This window comes from Streptomyces atratus, from assembly GCF_040655115.1.
Taxonomy (GTDB): Bacteria; Actinomycetota; Actinomycetes; order Streptomycetales; family Streptomycetaceae; genus Streptomyces; species Streptomyces atratus_D.
The window spans coordinates 1-18,865 of the sequence record NZ_JBFAJH010000034.1 but is presented as its reverse complement, the minus strand read 5'-3'; the positions used below and the strand labels follow the sequence as shown (position 1 = coordinate 18,865).

The 18,865-nt window shown below is 67.1% G+C and carries 18 protein-coding genes and 1 pseudogene; 6 read left to right on the top strand and 13 right to left on the bottom strand.

Going from position 1 to position 18,865, the window contains the following annotated elements; all coding sequences use genetic code 11:
- Window positions 1–44: 44 nt before the first annotated feature.
- Window positions 45–905 carry a sugar phosphate nucleotidyltransferase gene (locus tag AB0I23_RS28455; RefSeq protein ID WP_359113457.1) on the top strand — a complete coding sequence of 287 codons (861 nt, stop codon included), beginning with the start codon at window positions 45–47 and terminating at the stop codon, window positions 903–905.
- 180 nt (window positions 906–1,085) lie between these two features.
- Here AB0I23_RS28455 and AB0I23_RS28450 read toward each other — a convergent pair whose 3' ends face one another.
- The 5 genes from AB0I23_RS28450 to AB0I23_RS28430 all read right to left on the bottom strand — a co-directional run bounded on the left by AB0I23_RS28450 (window position 1,086) and on the right by AB0I23_RS28430 (window position 6,452).
- Entirely contained in the window at window positions 1,086–2,615 is a 1,530-nt protein-coding gene (locus tag AB0I23_RS28450) for a DNA recombination protein RecN (RefSeq protein WP_359113455.1), read from the bottom strand.
- 488 nt (window positions 2,616–3,103) lie between these two features.
- A complete protein-coding gene (locus tag AB0I23_RS28445) occupies window positions 3,104–3,682 on the bottom strand; it encodes an ABC-three component system middle component 2 (protein ID WP_330481499.1) in 579 nt (192 codons plus the stop codon).
- A 47-nt stretch (window positions 3,683–3,729) separates the two neighbouring features.
- A complete protein-coding gene (locus AB0I23_RS28440) occupies window positions 3,730–4,551 on the bottom strand; it encodes a serine/threonine protein kinase (protein WP_359113453.1) in 822 nt (273 codons plus the stop codon).
- Window positions 4,552–5,120: 569 nt separating this feature from the next.
- Window positions 5,121–5,537 carry a DUF6907 domain-containing protein gene (locus AB0I23_RS28435; RefSeq protein WP_330481501.1) on the bottom strand — a complete coding sequence of 139 codons (417 nt, stop codon included), beginning with the start codon at window positions 5,535–5,537 and terminating at the stop codon, window positions 5,121–5,123.
- A gap of 177 nt (window positions 5,538–5,714) precedes the next feature.
- Window positions 5,715–6,452, bottom strand: a complete 738-nt coding sequence (locus tag AB0I23_RS28430; protein WP_359113449.1) for a TIGR02391 family protein — start codon at window positions 6,450–6,452, stop codon at window positions 5,715–5,717.
- Window positions 6,453–6,870: 418 nt separating this feature from the next.
- Between AB0I23_RS28430 and AB0I23_RS28425 the strand changes: the two genes are divergently transcribed.
- A complete protein-coding gene (locus AB0I23_RS28425) occupies window positions 6,871–8,199 on the top strand; it encodes a DNA polymerase III subunit beta (RefSeq protein WP_359113447.1) in 1,329 nt (442 codons plus the stop codon).
- Window positions 8,200–8,316: 117 nt separating this feature from the next.
- Here the strand turns inward: AB0I23_RS28425 and AB0I23_RS28420 are convergent, their stop codons facing one another.
- Both AB0I23_RS28420 and AB0I23_RS28415 read right to left on the bottom strand, forming a co-directional pair.
- Window positions 8,317–9,372 (bottom strand): hypothetical protein, encoded by a 1,056-nt coding sequence (locus tag AB0I23_RS28420; RefSeq protein ID WP_330481505.1) that lies wholly within the window; start codon window positions 9,370–9,372, stop codon window positions 8,317–8,319.
- A 526-nt stretch (window positions 9,373–9,898) separates the two neighbouring features.
- Window positions 9,899–11,431 carry a toll/interleukin-1 receptor domain-containing protein gene (locus AB0I23_RS28415; protein WP_330481506.1) on the bottom strand — a complete coding sequence of 511 codons (1,533 nt, stop codon included), beginning with the start codon at window positions 11,429–11,431 and terminating at the stop codon, window positions 9,899–9,901.
- A 58-nt stretch (window positions 11,432–11,489) separates the two neighbouring features.
- Between AB0I23_RS28415 and AB0I23_RS28410 the strand changes: the two genes are divergently transcribed.
- Window positions 11,490–11,921, top strand: coding sequence for an HIT family protein (locus AB0I23_RS28410; protein WP_330481507.1), 432 nt, complete (start codon window positions 11,490–11,492; stop codon window positions 11,919–11,921).
- Here the strand turns inward: AB0I23_RS28410 and AB0I23_RS28405 are convergent.
- From AB0I23_RS28405 to AB0I23_RS28395, 3 genes are all read right to left on the bottom strand, one after another.
- Window positions 11,902–12,354, bottom strand: coding sequence for a hypothetical protein (locus AB0I23_RS28405; RefSeq protein ID WP_330481508.1), 453 nt, complete (start codon window positions 12,352–12,354; stop codon window positions 11,902–11,904). The genes AB0I23_RS28410 and AB0I23_RS28405 overlap by 20 nt on opposite strands.
- 500 nt (window positions 12,355–12,854) lie before the next feature.
- Complete coding sequence (locus tag AB0I23_RS28400) at window positions 12,855–13,142, bottom strand: hypothetical protein (RefSeq protein ID WP_330481509.1); 288 nt, start codon at window positions 13,140–13,142, stop codon at window positions 12,855–12,857.
- Window positions 13,143–13,228: 86 nt separating this feature from the next.
- The gene (locus tag AB0I23_RS28395) at window positions 13,229–13,612 is read right to left on the bottom strand and encodes a hypothetical protein (RefSeq protein ID WP_359113444.1); all 384 of its coding nucleotides are present in this window, start codon (window positions 13,610–13,612) and stop codon (window positions 13,229–13,231) included.
- Window positions 13,613–14,338: 726 nt separating this feature from the next.
- Between AB0I23_RS28395 and AB0I23_RS28390 the strand changes: the two genes are divergently transcribed.
- Window positions 14,339–14,953, top strand: a complete 615-nt coding sequence (locus AB0I23_RS28390) for a hypothetical protein (protein WP_330481511.1) — start codon at window positions 14,339–14,341, stop codon at window positions 14,951–14,953.
- A 230-nt stretch (window positions 14,954–15,183) separates the two neighbouring features.
- The gene (locus tag AB0I23_RS28385) at window positions 15,184–15,771 is read left to right on the top strand and encodes an Imm21 family immunity protein (protein WP_330481512.1); all 588 of its coding nucleotides are present in this window, start codon (window positions 15,184–15,186) and stop codon (window positions 15,769–15,771) included.
- A 37-nt stretch (window positions 15,772–15,808) separates the two neighbouring features.
- Here the strand turns inward: AB0I23_RS28385 and AB0I23_RS28380 are convergent.
- The 3 genes and pseudogenes from AB0I23_RS28380 to AB0I23_RS28370 form a co-directional block, all read right to left on the bottom strand.
- Window positions 15,809–16,058 (bottom strand): annotated as a pseudogene (locus tag AB0I23_RS28380) (transposase); the annotation flags it as partial.
- A 735-nt stretch (window positions 16,059–16,793) separates the two neighbouring features.
- On the bottom strand, window positions 16,794–16,976 hold the full coding sequence (locus tag AB0I23_RS28375) for a hypothetical protein (protein ID WP_330481513.1): 183 nt from the start codon (window positions 16,974–16,976) through the stop codon (window positions 16,794–16,796).
- Window positions 16,973–17,887 carry a sigma factor-like helix-turn-helix DNA-binding protein gene (locus AB0I23_RS28370; RefSeq protein ID WP_359113441.1) on the bottom strand — a complete coding sequence of 305 codons (915 nt, stop codon included), beginning with the start codon at window positions 17,885–17,887 and terminating at the stop codon, window positions 16,973–16,975. The genes AB0I23_RS28375 and AB0I23_RS28370 overlap by 4 nt, the downstream gene beginning before the upstream one ends.
- A gap of 531 nt (window positions 17,888–18,418) precedes the next feature.
- On the opposite strand from AB0I23_RS28370, the gene AB0I23_RS28365 reads away from it, so the two are divergent.
- A complete protein-coding gene (locus AB0I23_RS28365; protein WP_330481515.1) occupies window positions 18,419–18,724 on the top strand; it encodes a hypothetical protein in 306 nt (101 codons plus the stop codon).
- Window positions 18,725–18,865: the final 141 nt, after the last annotated feature.

Below are 18,865 nucleotides of genomic sequence, written 5' to 3'. Positions count from 1 at the left end.
AATGACAGCCGGAGTCCGGATCCGCCCCGTCGAAGGGACAGCGCGTGAGTCGTGCCGTCATCGCCGTCGCCGGCATGGGAACCCGATTCTTCCCCGTCGCGAAATCGCTCAACAAGTGCATGCTGCCAGTCCTGGAGCAGCCAGTCCTGGCCTACGCGGTCGCCGACTGCCTGGCCGCCGGGGTACGCGAGATCGCGATCGTCATCGCCGCCGGTGAGAGCGGCCGCCAGATCCGCCACTACTTCACCGAAGACCACGGCATGAGGGAGTACTTCGGCGCCCGCGGCTGGCAGGAGAAGTACGAGCCGATCGCACACCTCCACGACCAGGCGGACTTCACCTTCATCGAGCAGCCCCGCGACGGCGACCGGTACGGAACGGCCCTGCCCGCGATCCTCGCCGCCGACTTCATCGCCGATCAGGACTTCTTCCTCATTGCTGGCGACGACCTGCTCCTGCGCCCCGACGGGGGATCCGACCTCGCCGACCTCGCGGCCGCCAGCATCGCCGCCGGCACTCGGGGCGCGGTCGCCGCCGCCACCGTCCCCGGCACGGACGCCCACCGGTACGGCATCCTCTCGCCCCGGCACGCCCCCGCCGGCCACCAATTCCTGGACGGCCTGCTGGAGAAGCAGGCCGTCTACAGCGCCCCGACCGCGTTCATCAACATCAGCCGCAGCTTGCTCCCCGCCGACGCAATCCCGTACTTCGTGAAACTCACCCGCGCCGCCAACGGCGAATACCAGGCCACCGACGCCATTACCGCATTCGCGCCCGACCGTGACGTACTCATCCACCCTGTCACCGGACAGTACTTCGACTGCGGCAACACAGCTGGATGGCTGGCCGCCAACATCGCCGCAGCCCGCGCTCAAGGCCTCGCCGTGCCGGGGCAAACCTCGTGATCAAGACGACCGAGCCCACCGCCGTCATCGGAGTCCGCACCTGCGCCGCCATCCTCCGGCGACACCAGACCTGCCTGATCCACCGTCGATGCCCCGGCGGAGACCAGTACTCCCTCCCCGGCGGGCCCCCTGCATAACGTCGGCCGTGCTCGCCCGCGATCTCAAGAGTGCCGTGGAGCTCTAGCGGCCAGCCTCTTCCGCTTCTGTGCTGGTCTCATCTTCGATCAGCCCGTAGGGAGGCTGGTCCTCGTTTCGGCTGTAGCGGGCCACCACATTGCCTTCCGCGAGGAGCGGCGGGCTGTTGTCGACGACGATGAGCTGCGCCCCGGTACCTCGGTTTGCGAGCCAGACGGAGAGGTGGTGGTAGACGTCGTCGATGGCGACGGCATCGGCGATCACTGCATCGAGGGTACCGCCGTGGCCGAGGTTCTTCTGGGGACTGTCGATCATGAGGAAGCCGGGGTGCGCGGCACCTGTTTCGACGGCGATTTCGAAGACGGCTAGTTGCCAGGCAAGGGTCAGGAGCGTGCGGGCGCCCGAGGATGCCTCCTGGTAGGGCTCACCGCGTACGAATGGCGTGAGGTCAGGTTTGATGAAGGGCTGACTGACCTTGGGGTAGCGCCATTCCCGAAGGAGGTCGCCGTAGCGGCTGCTGATCTGGCCGATGATTCGATCGCGGTCGAGTGTGACGTCCCCGAGCTGCGCGAGTTCATCGCGCAGACGGGCAATGTCGGCCTCGTGGCGTTCCACCGTGGCGGCTCGCTTGGCGAGCCCTTCCTGAAGCTTCACGGTGCTTTCGGCCTGGTCGACGAGAAGGAGTACCTGTTCGCGCCTGCGGTGGAGGTCGTCGCGAGCGGCGAGGAATGGCGATACCGCGGGCGAGGTTGCCGCATCCAGCGCGGCGGATGCCTGTTCTTCAAGGATCGCCGCGTCTTCTGCCTGGAGCTTGAGCGCGGCCAGTGAGACGTCCAGGTTTTCGATGTAGGCGGTGATCTCTTTGAGGCGGGCCTTGGTGGACCGGGTCTCGGCCGCAACGTCCAGGCGGTTGCCTTCGGTCGCGCTGCCGACGTCGGCAGCGCCCAAGGTCAGCGTCCCGTCAGCGTCGGTCAGGTCGTGGCTGCACAGGCTGCAGCGCCCACTGGTGGCTGTCGGCCGAGCCGGCAGGCGGTTCAGGCAGGCTGGGCAGGCGGTGACACTCAGCGGGTCGAAGAGCTTCTGGGCTTCGCCCAGCATGCCGAGCTTGAGGAGGTCGTCCGCGTACTGCGCGCGCAGCGGGAGCAGGCGAGCGAGTTGCGTCTCGCAGTCCCGCAGGACCGCTGCCGCCCGGCGGGAGTTCTGGGCGGCCTGCTGGTGTTCACGGCGCAGTCGGGCCGCGAAGGCCGTCCCCGCCTGAGCGGCCCGGTCCAGGTTCTGAAGCTGAGCTGTGATGTCGGCCAGCTCCCGCTCGTAGGCGAGGGGTGAGATGGCATCGCCCAGTGTGGTGGGAGCTTGTTCCTCGACGAAGGCACGCGCCGCTGCAAGGTCGGCCTTCGCATGGTTGAGCCGGCCGCCGAGTTCTCGTATGCGTTGGCCGAGCTCGACGGCACGGTCGTCGTGGACCCCGAAGACAACGTCGACCACCTGCCGCAGCTTGTGCTTGCGCATGTAGTCGTTCTCGAAGAGGAAGTTCTTGTCCGCGACGCGTTCGTTGGGAAGGAAGGCCAGCCACATCAGGTCACGGAAGCTGAGCGGGTCCGTGCGGGATTCGCGGCTGGTGGGGGCTTCACGCAGGTGGACGCCCTCGAGTTTGCAGTGGCTCAGCAGGAGCGCGGACAGGCTCTCCGAAGAGCCGGGCGGCTCGATGAGCCTGCTCTCGGGCCTGGACACGGGCTTACTGTCCAGTGTTCCGCGACGTACGAAGGCGACCTTCGAAGGCTCTCCGACCGACCGTTCGATCACATGAGGCTCGCCGGAAAGCTCGACCTCCAAAAGGCAGGAGCGGACCTTCCGCAGCACCTCTTGGTGACGGGGGTGCCTCTTGGCGCCGAGCCCGTACGCGATGAACTCCAGCACGGCAGTCTTGCCCGAGCTGAACGCCCCCGCGATCACCGACAAGTTCCGTACCTGCTGCCCGACTGTGAAGTCGACGTCATAGGCCCGGTCGATCCCGGCCAGGCGCAGGCGTCGGATCCGAATGCCGGGAAGCGGCTCCATGGTGATCATCCCTCCCAAGACGTTGCCGACACCCGCGGGCCCGGGCCCAGGACACTCATGAGGGCAGCCGCAGGGCCACCGTGCCCGTCCGGCCGGAGCCACCGAGCCGTCTGCTCCCGCAGACCCTTGTCGCTGAGCTTGCGGAGCCGACCCACGACGATGCCGGCCGCGGTACTGAACGAGGTGGCGTAGGTGGCTGTGAATTGTCCACCGAGCTCCTGCCCAGCCGCTGTGATCGAGTAGGCGAGGGAGCCCTTGTGGTTGCGGACTTGGCAGCACCCGTAGGCGACCAGGAGCGCGAGGTCGTGCTGGATGCGCTCCCGACGGCTGGTGAACCGCTGCGAGGAAGAGGCGTATGCCAAAACCTGCGGGTCGAACCCGGCCAGTCGAAGGAGACTGGCCTCTCGGCCTTCGGAAGGGACCACGAGGAAGGGGTTCGCGGACAGGAAGTCGTAGTAGCCGATGCGCTCCAAGCTCGCCCCGTTCGCGTCCTGCCCGGCAACCGCGTCAAGGAGCAGCAGCAACTGAGCGAGCCGGAAAGGTACCTCATCCTCCGGCATCGCTACCGGCCGGTGTGCTTCCACGGCGTGCTCCTCCTCAATTGTCTAGCGGGACAGGTCATCGGGCGGTCTCAGCCGTCGGGATGACCGCTTGCGATCTGCCGCCAGTGCTTGACCCAGCCGGCCCGACGGTTGTCGACCAGCCGGTGGACCAACCCCCAGCTGTGCACCAACTCCAGACGCAGCACCTTCGGCAGCTTGTCGTGCTCGCTGCGCACCTCGCGCCAGACCCGTCCATGGAGGGCCTTGATGGCATCCTCTGCAGAGCACTCGTTGAACTGCATCTCCCACACACCATGCAAGGTGGCATCAGCGGACCTGAGCGCCGCCACCTCTGTAGGCACCGCCTTGTGCACGATCTCGCGTGCGACCAGATCAGCGTTGAAGAACTGCTGCTTGGCGGAGTCCAGCTCGACGTGGCCGGCCTCCGTCATCTGCCGCACGAAGAGAGCCGAGTCGAGCGCTGCAGCCTTGTCATCCTCCACGTCCACGACCAGCCGCAGCTGCTCCTGGGCCAGCACCGGTGTGAAGGGCTCGTAGTAGGCGCGACGCACATGGTCGCCCTCGGGGCTTTGGAGCTTCTGTACGAGTGCGGTCTCGTCCCAAAGCTCGATGACGATGTCGTGCTCCTTCTCCTGCTTCTTCTTCCAACGGTCCCACCAATTTGCTGCGGGGCCGTCCATGCTGGAGGGGATACAGAGGATCCAGATCGCGATGGTGTGATCGTTGTCCGCCGCAGCCTGAAGCGCGTGTGCGAGTGACTCACGGATCTGCTGCGACTGTTTGGTGGTGGTGTTAGGCATGAAGTACTTGGACTGCCAGACGGTGATGGCGCCCCCTAGGTCGCCAGCGAAAGCGTCGATTCCCCAGTCGCCCGGGTTGGCCGCGATCATCCGAACATTTGGGGTGGTAGCGGCGGCAAGCTGAGCGAGCATCTTCTCGAAGTCGGCCCGCGCCCCGTCCGCGCTCCCGGTACGGAGCTCGTGCACTCCGAAATGGATGGGAGGAACACCAGCCGCCACGGCTATGGAGCTATCCAACCTGGCCCCCGCATCCTGCAGGCAGCCCAGGTCACCGGCGTTCAGCCGACTGTCCTCGCTGCACCACACACAGTAACGACGGCCAGCGTACCCGTCTTGGATTCAGCTGATCAAGGTGCAGGTCGCCCCGGCGCGGGACGATTCCGGCCAGTCGCCAGCGGCACGAACTGCCCTTTCTCGTCCTGCTGCTCGTGGTCCTTGCCGGTCTAGTGATGGGTGCCCTGGCCTACCCCGCGCACTGTCACCCGGCGGCGGGCGACGCGGCCCTCATGGTGGCGTGTGTCGTCCCGATCGCCATCCGATGACCGGGTAAGCCTCCCGCAAACCCGGCTTGACGTGGTTCATGGCCGGCGGGCAACAAGCGTCGGCCTCCCTGGCGAGCGGCTGCAGGCGACCCCATGGACCCTGCGCCTTCCAGGAAGTCACGAGGCTTTCGGCGGCGTCCAGTCCCTGATTTTCGCTGTCATGCCCAGGAGTTGGGTGGTCGTGCGGGAAAGGACTTCGCACAGCAACGCCGCCCGGTCGGGGTCGTGGATCTCGAATTCCTCCGCGTCCTCGTCGACTCGCAGGAAGGGCCGGGTCGGATAACCGTCCAAGTCGCTGCGTGCCGCGATGTCGATGGTCAGGTAGATGCCGGGCCAGCGAGTGGTCTCGTCGGGCTTGGGCCATTCCATGAAGGTCCAGCCTGTGCTCTGCCCGTAGTGAACGACCTCGCTGAAGTCTCCGGGCCCGTTCATGCCCATATGGGCCTCTCCCTCAGGCGGAGCATCGTTGCACCAGTCCGGGCAGAGGAAGCCCCACGGTGTCTTGACCAGCGAAGCCTCGAGCAGAGTGTCCATGCCGAGCCAACGACCGGATAGTCAAGTGGTAGCGGCTTGGTGGGTAGCGCGGGTCGCCGGTGACTTCCGCGGCCGCGTAAGGCGTTCTCGGACGCTCCCGAGGCGCCTGAGCGCGAAGGGCGACCAGCGCGAAGCCCCAGGCCGTGATTCCGAAGGGCCTCTCTGCTGCTGAGGCTGTTAGGACGATGGGACCTGTTCGGTCGTGCACTCTTCGATCCAGCGAGCGAGGACGCTCAGAGCAGCCAGATGTTCCAGAGCATCCTCCCGGGACCACTCCACAGCTTCCTCGTGGGCTGCGACATTGCGAATGGCGAGGAAGGCGCCGGCAGCGAAATACTTTGCTCCCTCCTGTCGCGCTCGCCACGTAGCCGTGGAGCGGTCGCCCGGAAATCGCAGACGTGGTTTCCCCGGCTGAGCTTCCTTGAGATCGAAAGTTTGCATGCAGAGATCGGTCTCGCCGATGTCGTGGCGTTCGAGCTTCTGCTGAAGCCGACGATTGAGGGTGCGAGCCGCGGCGAGGACCGCGTCCTGGCGAGCCTCAGCAGCCCAGAGTGGGGCGGCTGGCTCCCACACCCACGGATGGAGGGAGTCGGCGGCGATGGCTGGTGACGTAGGCCGGAGAAAGGCGGCTATCTCCTCAGCTGAGGAGGCCATCCCGAGCGCCTGAGCAGCAGCGGTACGTGACCGGTACCAGTACGAGAAGTCATTCTCCCCCTCATCGCGTTCGACATCGCCCAGGCCGGGGGAGTAGGCGTTGGCGATCTGCCGGGCCACAACTTGCTGTACGACAAGCTCCTGAGGCCAGTCCGGCCAATCTGCCCCGTCCTCCCTGGAAGCGCGCTCTACTTCGTAGAGGTACCCGCCGACGAGTGCGAGGAACTCCGTCAACTTGCGCACGGCGAAAGCGTGATCCATACAAAGAGGGTAATCAGCCGTGTCCAACCAGGCTGGCGATTCGCTGACCCGATGAGCAAGCGAAGCTGGCCCGCTGCCGTGATGGCAAGCCCCGGACGTCCTCGCCCAGGGACGGGGCATTGCATGGCGGGAAACGGCACCGGGGTGCGGCCGGCTGGCTGCCCACACCTCTTGCTGCCCGCCGGGCTGCTGCGCGGGCCGGGACCCGATCGCTGCGCGCCCGTGAGGCGCCCTCGGCATTCAACGAGCTGCACCCCGCACGCGTCGCTCAGACGCCGTGTGAGCAGCCAAAATGGTGTCCAGATAGGGGCCCGAAACACTCCTTCACGTGACCTGTGAATGTTATAGTTGTCTTGTTGGTCGGCGGTGGCAGTCGGCCAGCAAACCGAAAGCACGCACCCCTACTTGAGGGAGAGTCATGTCCCAGCCCAGCCCCCTTGCCGAGCGCGATCTGACTGCCGCGGCGCCCGACCCGACCGCGACGCAGGTCAACACCGAAAAGAAGGCGGATAAGGAGCCCGTCAAGCCGACCGCACACTTCGCGGCTCTGCACGCGCAGATCACCGAGGCGTTGAACATCGCCCAATTCGGTGTACCGGCCACGGCGCAGCCGGTAGCGCAGAGCGGTGTCCTCATCGAGACGAGTCGAAACCGGCTCACTCTCAGCACCTTTGATTTCTGGACCGCCGTATCGGTAACAGTGCCCGTGGAAACGCCCGTCGCGAAGGGCTATTCGCTGCTGCATTTCGCGCAGCTGAGAAAGGCACTCGCCGCGATGACCGCGGGGGAGACAAAGGCAGTCGCCGCCCGTACACATGTTTCGCTCGCGGGTGACCTGCTGGCCACCGAGCACATCACCGTGCCGATCACGGCGCTGGACATCCACGCGTTCACGCACCCGCCGGAGGCGGTGCCCGCCATGGCGACCATGGACGCGCAGACGTTCCTCACGCAGCTGAACCGTGTGCTGACGACCGCGGGCCGCGACGAGACCCTGCCGACACTCACGGGCGTGCAGATGACGCTGGACGGCGAGATGCTCACCATGGCCGCCACCGACCGCTACCGGTTCGCGGTCGCGGAAGTCACCGCCCGCGCCACAATCCAGCCGCCCGAGAAGCCGCTCACCGCCCTCATCCCTGCCGGCGTGCTGGCCCCGCTGGCCAAGCGCCTGAAGGCGTACGACGGGCCCGTGGGCATCGGCATCATCGACGGCGATGGCATCACCGCCCGGGCCACCCTCTCGATGGGCGACACCACCGTCACCATGCGCCCGTTGGAGGGCGAGTTTCCCAAGTACAAGAGCCTGTTCCCGACGGAATGCGACACCTCCGTCCAGGTGGACCGGCCCACCCTTGTACGGGCCGCGAAGAAGTGCCAGGCCCTCATCAGCGCCAAGGGCGAGAAGGGCAGCCCCGTCAGCTTCGCCTGGAGCGACGACGGCACCCTCACCCTCGCCCCGCGCATCGGCACCACGGACGACCGGGCCCGCACCAAGGGCATGACCATCCCGGCCACCATCACGCACGGCAGCGCCGACACAGTCCGGGGCAACATCCTGTCCCACAACCCGGCCTTCCTGCTCGACGCCCTCGGCACGTTCTCCGGTGACACCATCACCCTGCACATCCGCGGGATGGAGGAGGGACAGACCACCAAGCCCGTGCTGCTCACCGGCGGGCCCGACATCGCCGGTGATGGCTACCGGCACCTGCTGATGCCAGTACGGATCGACCTGACCAGGTAGCCAAGAGGCTCTGCGGGGCTGGCCCCTTGCCCGCCCCGCCCGGCGCGCGCTGGAGAGCTGCCTGCACGAGACCCCGGAATCTGCCCCGTTCCGGGGTCTCGCTGTGTACCCAGCCTTTTATTGGCCAGTGAAGGCGGCGTCGGTGCGCGGGACGAGCAATAGGGCCTCCATGAACGCCAGGTAGCGTTCCAGGTCCTCAGCCCACCCGGGCACGATCAGGAACTGAACGGTGCTCAGGGCGACGGCGGCCTCGCCGGCCTGTCCGTCGACGAGTACACCACCGGTGCGGACCCATTGATCCCACATCACATGGTTCATTAGGCGCGTGAGGATCACCGGCTCGTGTATCGCCCGCTTGAGGAGTTCCGCCAGGGTGCCGGACGCTTTCGTACAGGTACGCACTGCCGCGCAGAGCGCCGGGTCGCCGGCGTCCTCGACGGCACGACGCAGGCCGGCCATCCCGTCGGCCATGGGGGACTGCGCCATCGCATCTGCACCGGCGAACTCGGCGTCGCGGTAGAACGCGCGAAGGGCCTCGATGCTCTCGGCATGATGCGGCCACGCGGTTTCCCACGAGTCCAGGATTTCGTCGAACGAGACGTGGTCAGTGCCACCAACCATCATCCGCGCGCCTGGCTCGAGCAGGGCCCGGTGGTACATGTTCGGGACGGAGAACGGCGAATGAGGGAGGTCGCACCCTGCTTCGGCGGCGTACTCCCGCAGCGTCCGGTCGAAGTCGTGCTGCGGAGCGCGCCGTCCCTTCAACAGCCGGGAAGCAGCCTCCTCCCGCACCTGGAACGCCTCGTCGGAGTCACCGTCGGGGATCTCTGTGATCCCGGCCCGCGTGAACGGACGGTCGAGCGCAGTGAGCAGTGCGGCCCGCAGCCGCTTCGCGCTCGCCTTGTTGTCGTTCAGGGCCCAGAACACCCAGCCAACGACGCCAAGGCTCCTGCCGGGACGCGAGATGGCAGCAAGCCATACGGCCCGGTCCACGGTCTCGGGTCGCAGCCCGGAGGAACTTCCCCGGCCCTGGCCGAGCCACTCCCGAGGGTTCCTCGGCAGCCACACCTGCTCACGCCATCGCTCCAACTGCGTCGGGGTGGCGGAGAACCCGCGCTTCCTGACCTCGGCGATCAGGGCCATGTCCGCCTCGGACGGCTTCGTACGGGCCACGGTTAGCGCCTCCTGTTCCGGCCGCTACCGACAACAACTGCGTAGACCCCGGCCGCTGTTCCCAGGGCGCTCGCCCACGCCTCGCTCTGCGCGGCCGCCAGGCCGGCGGCTACCGCCAGGAGCAGCGGTCGAAGTCTGGGGCCGTCGCCTCCGCCGGGTGCGAACAAGTCGGTGATCACGGGGTGTCCTTCCATAACGTCGTACTGCCGGACGATCCGGGCAGCGCCGGCCCACCGCCTCGAAGGACGGTCGGGCCTGCGTGTCCATCTCGCCATGGGCCCTCGGACGGACTGCGGGAAACCTCGCGGGGTTCCAACGCCTGAAGGAGGCCGGCTTGCCGCCACGGTCTGTCCGCCAGGCTCCATCGACTTGGACCATGTCGCCGGCGACGTCGACATCCGGTACGCGGACGGCGCCGAGTCCTTCACCCCGCTCGGGGAGCCTCACTGCTGGGGTGTTTCCGGTCAGCGCGTGGCTGCCACTGCCTTGCGTATGAAACAACAATATCCCATATGTGTCGGTCTGATCAGCGAATCGTCGCGCCAGACTGGGAAGGCCTGGAACGGGCCGGTGCGCTCAACTCCGCCACCTGTGCCCGGAGAGCCTTCGTGCGCGGTGCAAGTTCCGCCATCACGGCACGGTGGAGCCAGCGCTGGTGCCGATAGTCGATTTCCCACGTGGTCAGCGCCAATGCGGTGGCGGTGAGCGTAACGACCCCCGGAAACGTGTACGTGATCCAGACGGCCTCACCCGCTGCCACGAGGGACAGCGTCCAGACCAGGGCGAGCGAGGCGCTGATCGAGATCCACAGGATGTACCCGGCGGAGTGCGGGAACCGGTCCTGGTACAGCCACACCAGTCGCGATCGTCCGGCTGCCTGTTCCGCCTCCTCCAGGGCCCGGTCGAATTCCCGCAACTCCCAATGGGCTTTATCTTGTTGTTCGCGGGTGAGCGGCTGCTTCCAGGGCTTCATCCGTTCCTCCAGCCGCGCGACCGCACGCCGTAGGTCCCGCCTGGGTACGGGGGCAATCGGCAGCGCCGTCGGCCACGCGTCCCACTGCTTTGCTTCCTGCTTCTCAGCCTCGATGAAGCGCGCCGCTGTACTTGCGACAGTGACGAACAGGACCAGCAGCAGCACCATCCCCATCGACCAGGACGCAGCCAGGAGGGTCATGGCAAAAGTCAGGCCGACGAAGATGAGGGCGAAGGGCACCACCGCGGTGACCACGAAGTACTTCCTCATCGAGACTCCGTGCAGCCAGCGCTCCCAACCGTCTACTGCGCGCCGGAGCAACACGCGCCCGACAAACGCTGCGAACAGGCACGCGGCCATGCCGACGACCGACAGGACAGTGAGCATCATCGTCGCTGCCGGTTCGTCCCGGCCGTGAGGGGCACCGTACGGCGCCTGCATGGCGGCCGCGACGGGTAGCGCCACGGCCAGGAGGGCCGTGCCCACTGCGAGAAGGCGCGGTCGATGAGCCCGCGGTCGGTGGTCATCCGGAGACCCGCTCGCGGGTCGGCGGCGTCGTGGGCCCAGGGATCGGATTGGCTCCGGTGCCGGATTCGGCCGCCAGGGGCGGGAGACGTGTGGCTCGAGTACGTCGATCAGCTCGTCCAGTCTCGCCTCCCACCGCTCGTCCTCGCCCCCCTCGAATGGCGCCAGAAAGTGGGCGTTCTTCAGGGTCAGTTCGCGCAGTTTCTCCGGTAAATCACCTGGATTCGGTGGCTCCGCGCCCGCGATCAGGAGGGGGATGACGATCTTTTCGGTTTCCAGTGCCGTCTCGATCTCCAGCCGGACCCAGTCGCCCTCGCGGTACAACCGCCGGACCCCTAGCTCGTCCGCTTCGGCGGCCCAGCCCGAGTGGATGACGACGAGCAGGACGTCACAGTCAGCCAGCCGCTCGCGCAGGACGTCCGGATAGCGTCGTCCCGGCACGATCGACGGCTTGTCGAGGAACACCTGGTCGGTGCCGAAGTGTCCGGCGAGCCGTTCGTGCAGCGCGAGAACGGCGCCGGAGTGATCTCCCCTGCGGTAATTGACGAAGATCCCACCCATGGCAGGGTCTTACCAGATGCAGACGCGTGACGTGCGGAGAATGAGGAGGAAGCGCCTGATGAAGACCTGCGACTTCTGCGACATCGTCGCGAACCCGACGCTCGCGCGTGTGGTCTACGAGGACGCCCACGCGGTGGCGTTCTTTCCGCTGGCCCCGGTGACCGCGGGGCACACGCTGGTCGTGCCCCGAGTCCATGCTGTGGATCTCTGGGAGATGCCCGAGCGCACCGTGCAGCAGCTGACGCACGCCGTGCTCGCGGTCGGCAGGACCCTGCGCGCGGTCCTCGCTCCGGACGGTATGAACGTCATCAACTCGGCGGGGCGGGTGGCTTCGCAGACGGTCTTCCACGTGCATGTGCACCTGGTCCCGCGCCGGGTCGGGGACGCGATGGGCGACTTCTGGCCACCGCGCGAATCTGCCTGTGACGAGGCCGCGCTGGACGAGCTCGCCAACCGGGTCCGGGCCGGGCTCAGAGCCACACGGCGATGAGTGCGACGTCGGCCGCCAGCAGCGCCCCGTGGAACAGTACGAGGGTCTGCGACAGGATCGCGGCGCGGAGCGGGGTGTCCAGGCCGTACGGGCCCACGTTCATCGACAGCAGCTCGACCGTGCTGTCTGGGCGGCGTACGGCGTCGTAGAGCCGCCGGAACAGCCGCTCCTGGCGTACGAAGTAGCCGTCCAGGAACCAGAAGCAGAGCAGCGGTACCACACCGGCACCCGAAATCTCCCAGCTCCGTTGGCCGGCCGACAGGGCGAGGAACGCCGCGGCCAGGGTGAGCGCCCAGCCCTTGATGAGGAAGGAGTTGTTGCCCAGGCGGGTGATTGTTGCCTGGATGAACTCCAGGTGCTTCATTCGGTCGGGATCCAGCGGAGTGCGGCGTCCGGCCACGCCTGTCTCCGGGTCCTCGTTCAGTGCTGTCACGCGTCAAGTCTCCCGTCCGAGCAGCCGTTCGAAGATGCTATCGGCGTGGCAGGCCGGAGCGGGAAGGGGGAATGGGGGCACGGGCGATGGACGGATCCAAAGGTGCGCAGGGCCTGCCTGTCCTAGAGGGGCGCGTCCAAGGGGACGTAATCCGGTTGGCACTGCGGCGAAGGTTCCGCCGAAGGCGCCAACCCTTGAGATGGCCTGTTCGCCGAGGCGGCGCATCTTGGCGTGGGTGCTGCCGGATGGTCGGGCATTCGCCCGTGTCGGCGATGTAGTCCCGGATACAGCCTTCGCTTGCCGATCGGTCAACTGGTCATTCATCGGGTCCTCACTCTCCCGCCGCGCTTTGCCGCCGCTCCGCTCCGCACGGCGAATCGGGCACAACGGCGGCCTGGTCCTGCCACACTGACTGCGGCCTCGCCGCCCCCCGTCGGCGAGGCTTCATATGTGGTCCGCCTCGGCCGGGCGGCTGCACCGGGGCCGTCTCGCTGTGCGGGTCAGATGTGGTCGTGGTCCAGGCCGTCGAAGCGGCTCCGCAGCGCTATGCGGATGGTGGTGTGCTCGCGGTCGAGGTCGGCGAGTTCGCTGTCCAGCGCGCTCACGGTGACCGGGTCGGCCGTCCGGTCGCGGGCGGTGCGCATGGTGGCGGGGTCGTCCGGGGTGCAGTCCAGGAAGGGACGAAGGTATTTGCGGATAGCCCCGTATCCACCTGTGTAGCCGTGGGTCTGGATCTCCTGCCCGAGGAGTACACCGATCCTGGAAGCCCGGATCGGCCTCCGCTTCAAGGGGCAGCGCAGCCTCATCGGCGTTGATGCGGCCCTGTGCGCTATCGCGGTCACCGCAGGCTCCGCAACTTACCGCCGTACCGGTTTCAGCATGTGCGGTTCCGGTCGATGTTGAGGTCGGTGATCAGCCATTTGCCCGCGATGGTGTGCGCCTTGTAGGTCGCTATGTGCCGCCGGTTGTTGTCGAGCAGTCCGACCGCCTTGCCGGTCTTCTTGTTGATCTGCACGTAGTGGGTGCTGTCGATGCAGTCGGTGATTTCCGCCTGGCCCTCGCTGATCGCGGTCACCTTCGGGGACAGCTGCGGCTTGCCTTTCATGACGCTGCCGTGCTCCTGGTAGTACAGGGCCGTCACCCTGACCTTCGACAGGGCCTTGTCCCCGGCGACGCTCTCCAAGCCGGCTCCCCTGAGTGTGCCGGAGGAGTACGCCTTTATCTGGGCGGCCCACATCTTCCGGTACACCGTCAGCACGGCGTCCTTCTGCGCCTTCTCAGGGTCGGCGGACGGGACGGGCGTTGCAGGCGCACTCGTTTTCGAGGGCAGTGCTTTGTCCCCGGATGTGCTGCATCCGGCCGTCATGAGCACAACCCCGACGAGAGCCGCGGGAACGATGACGGGTGCGTTCCACCGCCTCTTCCCGTTACTGCTCAGGTGTGATGCTGCTGCCACGAAAGTCTCCCCCGCCGTGCGTATGCTCATCGGCCCTCCAGCCCCTGCCTCATCCCCCGAGGGAGAGGTGACCATCCAAGGTGAGTGCCTGGTCGCGATGCGTTGTAGCCGGCACCATACGGCGACGAACGCCTGCTGCCTACGCGGCACTTGGGGCCAGAGCGGCATCTCGTTAACTTTTGCCTGAGAATGCCAGATGCGAACATCCACGCCGGGGCGTCTTGGTGCGGGGCGGCGATAGCAACGAGATGTTCTGGATCTCTGGTGGGCCTGGTGGACGACGTCTGCCGCTCTGCAGGAGAGGGGTTCCCTTTCTCTGCCCTGCTCCGGGGCAGGGGCGTGACGGTGTGGCTGCGTCGCGTTACGGTGAGCGCGAGTGATCACGGACTCGCGGGGGTGGCCTGGATGGTGACGGTTCGGAAGAGGCGCGTGGTGGCGGTGTACAGCGCTGTGTCGCTTGTTCTGCTGCTCGCGGGCTGTAGCGGTAGCAGTAGCGATGGCGGGGACGGCAAGCCGTCTGCAGCCCCGTTGGCGACTGCCTCGGCGACGCATGGCGCGGCGAAGGCATCGGCTGATCCGCAGGCAGCGGAGAAGACTGCCGTTGGCTGCCCCCAGCTTGCGACATCGACAGACATACCGCGGACGGCACCGGTTGCGGAATGGGCTCTCGTCAGCACCGTCGCGGTACCGGCGTCCAAGACCGCGGGCCCCGCGGTCGTCGACGGCGACGTGGCCGAGTGCTTCGCCCACTCGCCGACGGGGGCGCTCTTCGCCGCCGCGCAGATCGGTACCCGGTACGCGTTCACGAAGAACTGGGAAACGGTGGTCGAGAAGCAGACGTACGGTGACGGCAAGCAGGTCCTGCTGGACAAGCGGCGGGCGTACGAGGCGACCGCGGAACCGGTCACCCCGGTGCCCGGCGAGCTGGGCCAGTTCGCCGGGTACCAATTCGTCACCTACACCCCACAGACCGCGGTCCTGCAGATAGTGTCCCGGTTCGCGGCGGGCGCCATGCAGGTGTCCACCGTGACCCTGCAGTGGGATACCGGCCGCGGTGACTGGCTGTACGAAATCCCCTCCGTTACTCCTCCGCAGAAGACCGTCGACACCCTAGACGGCTATGTCGTGTGGGGCGGTCTGTAATGGGATGGTGCTCGTTCTGGGCCGAGAACCTCGACGACGGGCAGTCGGGCACTAGCCGCTCCGCGCCCGGCTCCCTTGCTTCGCTCCTCTCCATCACCCGGGTGTTGGGTGTGTGGTGCTGGCTAAGGGCTGTCCCGTAACTGCGGTCGCCGTAGGCCCGGGCCCGTTCCTGCCATGGGCGTTACTGGGCCGCCGTGGGCGTTGTCAGTGGGCGCGGGCACACTGACGGCATGAGCATCTCTTCGTCCACTGCAGCCGATGCGTCTCACATCTCTCCTGTTTGGGTGGAGTCGATGGGCGGGCCTTTGATCGTCGTCCCCGTCTCCGCGTTGGCTGCATGGCGTGGGGGTACGGAGACCGGGGTCCTGGCGGGAGACGCCACCACTCCAGACGACTACGACCGAGCCTGCGCGGTGGATGATCTGGCCGGTGTGATCGCCCTTGGAGACAACGGTGCGCAGGCACTGGTGCTGGCGGACGAGCCCGCTACCAGCTGTTTTCTACCCGAGCACCGAGCCTTCCTGCGGTGGCTTGCCGCCGACTCCGAAGCCGAGCTGAAGGCTGCGGCCAGGGCTGTCCTCGCAGATGCGGCTACTCAGTGGGAGGAGTGCGGCACATGGGTGTCGGACGGTCCAGCCACGCTCATGGACTCTGCCGAAGCAGGCGCCGAGCTGGACATCGAGTATCCCGGCGGCGGGATGCCCGCCCAGGCATCGGTCCCGCTGCCCGCCGGTCACTGGAAGGTCCGTGCCACCCACACCAAGGCGGACGAGGAGAACTGGGTTGGCCTGGTCCAGCTCCTGCCCATCGAATCTTGAACGGGTAGGAGCTTGGGTTGAGTGTGGTCACGCGCTGCGCGCAAGGTTGTAGATGGGCAATGCCGAGCATCGCGTGGTGGACGCCTTCGCCCTTCAGCCGGCAGTCGCGGAGGATCTCCCAGGCTTTTCATCCGTGCGAAGGCATGCTCGACGCGGGCGCGGATCCGCTTGTGTGAGCGGCTGTGCTCCTGTTTCCAGGCGGGCAGTTACTCGCCCGCCCTCCGACGGTGGGGCATGACGACTCCAGTGCCTGGATAGCCGCCATCAGCGATGGTCATGGTCTTGCCGCTGCGTCCCGCGCGACGGTCGCTCCCGCGACGCCGGGAAGACATGCGTCGTTGCCGATCACCGGCGGCGACAACGGGTACCGGTGCTGGTTTCGGATGCTCGCTGGAAGTGAACCTCGGTGTCGCCAACGAGTCGGGCTGGCGCCAGCGGTTGCGAGTGGCGCGATAGCGGACCGCCACAGTGACCGGATTACTCCGAGAGCGTTTAAGGAACGCACCGGGCGCGCGCCCGACGACGAATTTTTGGGGAGCCGATGAAGCGCAAGACCATCATGCAGATCAGGGCAGCCGCTCTGATCGCCGTACCGTCCATGGTTCTCGTGGCTGCCGTGAGCACTGCTGGCACGGCACAGGCAGCGCCCCTTGGCCCGTCCCCGGGGGTCGGGTCAAACGACCGCGTGAGGGTCAATTTCTGGCAGGGAATCTCGATTACTGATGAGTCAGGTAACCCGTACGCCTCATAGCTTCCGTTCGAACGCTTTCCGACTTTAGGGCGCAGCGCTCCGCCTCCCTTTCCGGGGGCGGGGTGCTGCGCCGTCCGTGTCGCACGGTGGGGCGGTCCGGTCCGGGCGTTGCGCGCTCTCACGCACCTTCGGGTCCGGCAGCCGGTCGTTGGGGGCGCTGCGCGTCCGGCTCTCTCGCTTCGCGCTGCTGGTCCCCTCGGCTCACGGGTCTCTGCGCCCTGGGGCGCAGCCCTGCTGGCTGCGCCCCGTCTCGGGGTGGTTGCTGGATGTGTTAGTTGTCGGGTGGTGTTTCGGGTTCGTTGAGCGGTGTGCTGTTGTGGCGGATTTGTCGGTTAACGCGTAGGCGGCGCCAGCTGGCTGTCGCGGTCAGGAGTACCAGGCTGGCGGCGAGGTTTCCCGCGACGTCGTGGATGACGAAGTTGTAGAGCACAGCCAGGGCGGTCGTGGTGTTCATCGGCGGATCGACGCCTTCCGTGCTTCCCGCGCCCGTTGGTGGAGCGCGCTGGCCATCCGGTCGTCCGGTCCCTGGGGGATGAACGAATGGGTTGCTGACATCGTTTGACGAAGGCTCTCCCGTGCTGTGGTCAGGCGCTGGCGGGCACGGTAGATCCGGTCGGCGACCATCTTTGCCGTGATGCCGAGGACCTCGCCGATCTCGGCGTAGGTGTGGCCCTCGTAGACCATGCGAAAGATATGGCGGGTCTGCGGCGGCAGGGATGTCAGTAGCCGGTTGAGCCAATCGTTGACGACAACGTCTTCGTCCTCGAAATGCGATGCGCCCGGCCACCACGGCTCCAGGCGCACCGTCCAGTCGTCGAGCACACCCAGTTCTGCAAGCCGCAGGTCTTGGGCTGTGGCCCACTTCCAGTACTCGCGGGGGAAGTACTGCAGAACTCCCTTGGTGAAGTACGTCCGCAGCCCTGCGGCCGATGAGCCCCGGCTGTCCGCCACGGCGGTCTCCGGCTCCCAGTTCGGATCCCACTTGCCGCCGCGGAGGCCGTACTCAAGGAAGGACGGCCACGCGCCGGCCACCGCCGAGAGCGTGAGGTCAATGCGCTCCTCCGGGGCGGCGCGCAGCACGTCGCTGTGCCGGTCCTGCATCTCGAACCTGCCGTGGAATTCCGAGGAGGCACGCACGCGCTCCACGATCGTGCCGCTCGCGCACCACGCGTTCAGCGTCACCACGGCGTAGGCCCACAGCCTCTCGCGTGCCAGCTCCATCTCCAGGCCCTCAAAATCAGCCAGCCGGAGCCGCTCGACCAGGGTCGCGTCTTCAGCCCGCCGCCGTGCTGCTCTGGCCGCGGGATCTTCATCCCGGATCATCCCGATTCGCTCGGGAACGACGCTCTTCAGTTGCTCGATCATCAGATGCGGCGTCACTAGCCCACCCCCAGTCATATCGCGTTGCCTTCGGCACGACGTAGCGGGGAAGTGGGAAAAACATCGCGCGGGACGCCGAGATAGTTTTCCAAGAGCGCTGAACCGGTGCATAGCGGGCAATGCTGTGGCTGCAAGTCATCCTTGCGGCACTAAGGCTGCGTGCTGTATCACGCGCGCGCTCGAGTAAGCCGGGGTGCTCCGCAGGGGCCAACGGCTCCGGGCCCGGACCTGCCCCCAGGACCCCGCCCCCGGCCCGCCCCGAATCCGGTCAGGCTGCGCCCCGGTCGTCAGCCGGTCAGACCCGGGCGGTCGGGGCGTCGGCGTAGTCCATGCCCGGCTCCGGCGGGGGAGCGGCGGGGCCGGCTGTGCCCCCAACGGGCTGCGCCCCGGTCTGGGCGAACCCGGTGTGGGGCAGGTATTGCCGTTGTGATTCGCCGGGGATATAGTTATCTTGTTGGTCGGCGGTGGCAGTCGGCCAACACCCGAAACACACACTCGCGAGAGACGGAGTCACCCATGTCGGTCACGTTCACTGCTGAACTCACTGGTGAGCCGGTGGACATGGCGAACTCCAACGCCGCTCGCGTGCTGGGCGCTCTCGGGTACGCCGAGCCGTACGGCGACGAGGACGCCCGGGTCTTTCTCGGCCGCGTGCTGCTCGCGCTTGCCCTCGATCCCGAGGATGCCGGGCGTCCTGCCGTTACGGACGGCCGCTTCGTCGACTGCGGCCGCGGCGAGGGCTACACGCAGGCACGGCTGCAGGAGTTGCACCGGCTGGCCGAGGACGCCCAGGCCCGAGGCCTGCGCGTCACCTGGGGCTGACTGCCCCGCCCCCTGTCCTCACATCCGAGACAGGGACCACCCTCACCCCCCGGCGGCGGGGGAGTGGCACCCCCGTCCCACCGAGAACCCACCCCGAGAGAGGGCCCCGTGATGAGCGTCCGCACCGCCGAGACCGTCAGC

Coding starts and splice junctions, on each gene's coding strand:
- AB0I23_RS28450 (WP_359113455.1), bottom strand. CDS start 2,615: ATGTGGCTGGCCTTCCTTCCCAACGAACGCGTCGCGGACAAGAACTTC.
- AB0I23_RS28440 (WP_359113453.1), bottom strand. CDS start 4,551: ATGATCGCGGCCAACCCGGGCGACTGGGGAATCGACGCTTTCGCTGGC.
- AB0I23_RS28435 (WP_330481501.1), bottom strand. CDS start 5,537: ATGGACACTCTGCTCGAGGCTTCGCTGGTCAAGACACCGTGGGGCTTC.
- AB0I23_RS28430 (WP_359113449.1), bottom strand. CDS start 6,452: ATGGATCACGCTTTCGCCGTGCGCAAGTTGACGGAGTTCCTCGCACTC.
- AB0I23_RS28425 (WP_359113447.1), top strand. CDS start 6,871: ATGTCCCAGCCCAGCCCCCTTGCCGAGCGCGATCTGACTGCCGCGGCG.
- AB0I23_RS28415 (WP_330481506.1), bottom strand. CDS start 11,431: ATGGGTGGGATCTTCGTCAATTACCGCAGGGGAGATCACTCCGGCGCC.
- AB0I23_RS28410 (WP_330481507.1), top strand. CDS start 11,490: ATGAAGACCTGCGACTTCTGCGACATCGTCGCGAACCCGACGCTCGCG.
- AB0I23_RS28385 (WP_330481512.1), top strand. CDS start 15,184: ATGAGCATCTCTTCGTCCACTGCAGCCGATGCGTCTCACATCTCTCCT.
- AB0I23_RS28375 (WP_330481513.1), bottom strand. CDS start 16,976: ATGAACACCACGACCGCCCTGGCTGTGCTCTACAACTTCGTCATCCAC.
- AB0I23_RS28370 (WP_359113441.1), bottom strand. CDS start 17,887: ATGATCGAGCAACTGAAGAGCGTCGTTCCCGAGCGAATCGGGATGATC.
- AB0I23_RS28365 (WP_330481515.1), top strand. CDS start 18,419: ATGTCGGTCACGTTCACTGCTGAACTCACTGGTGAGCCGGTGGACATG.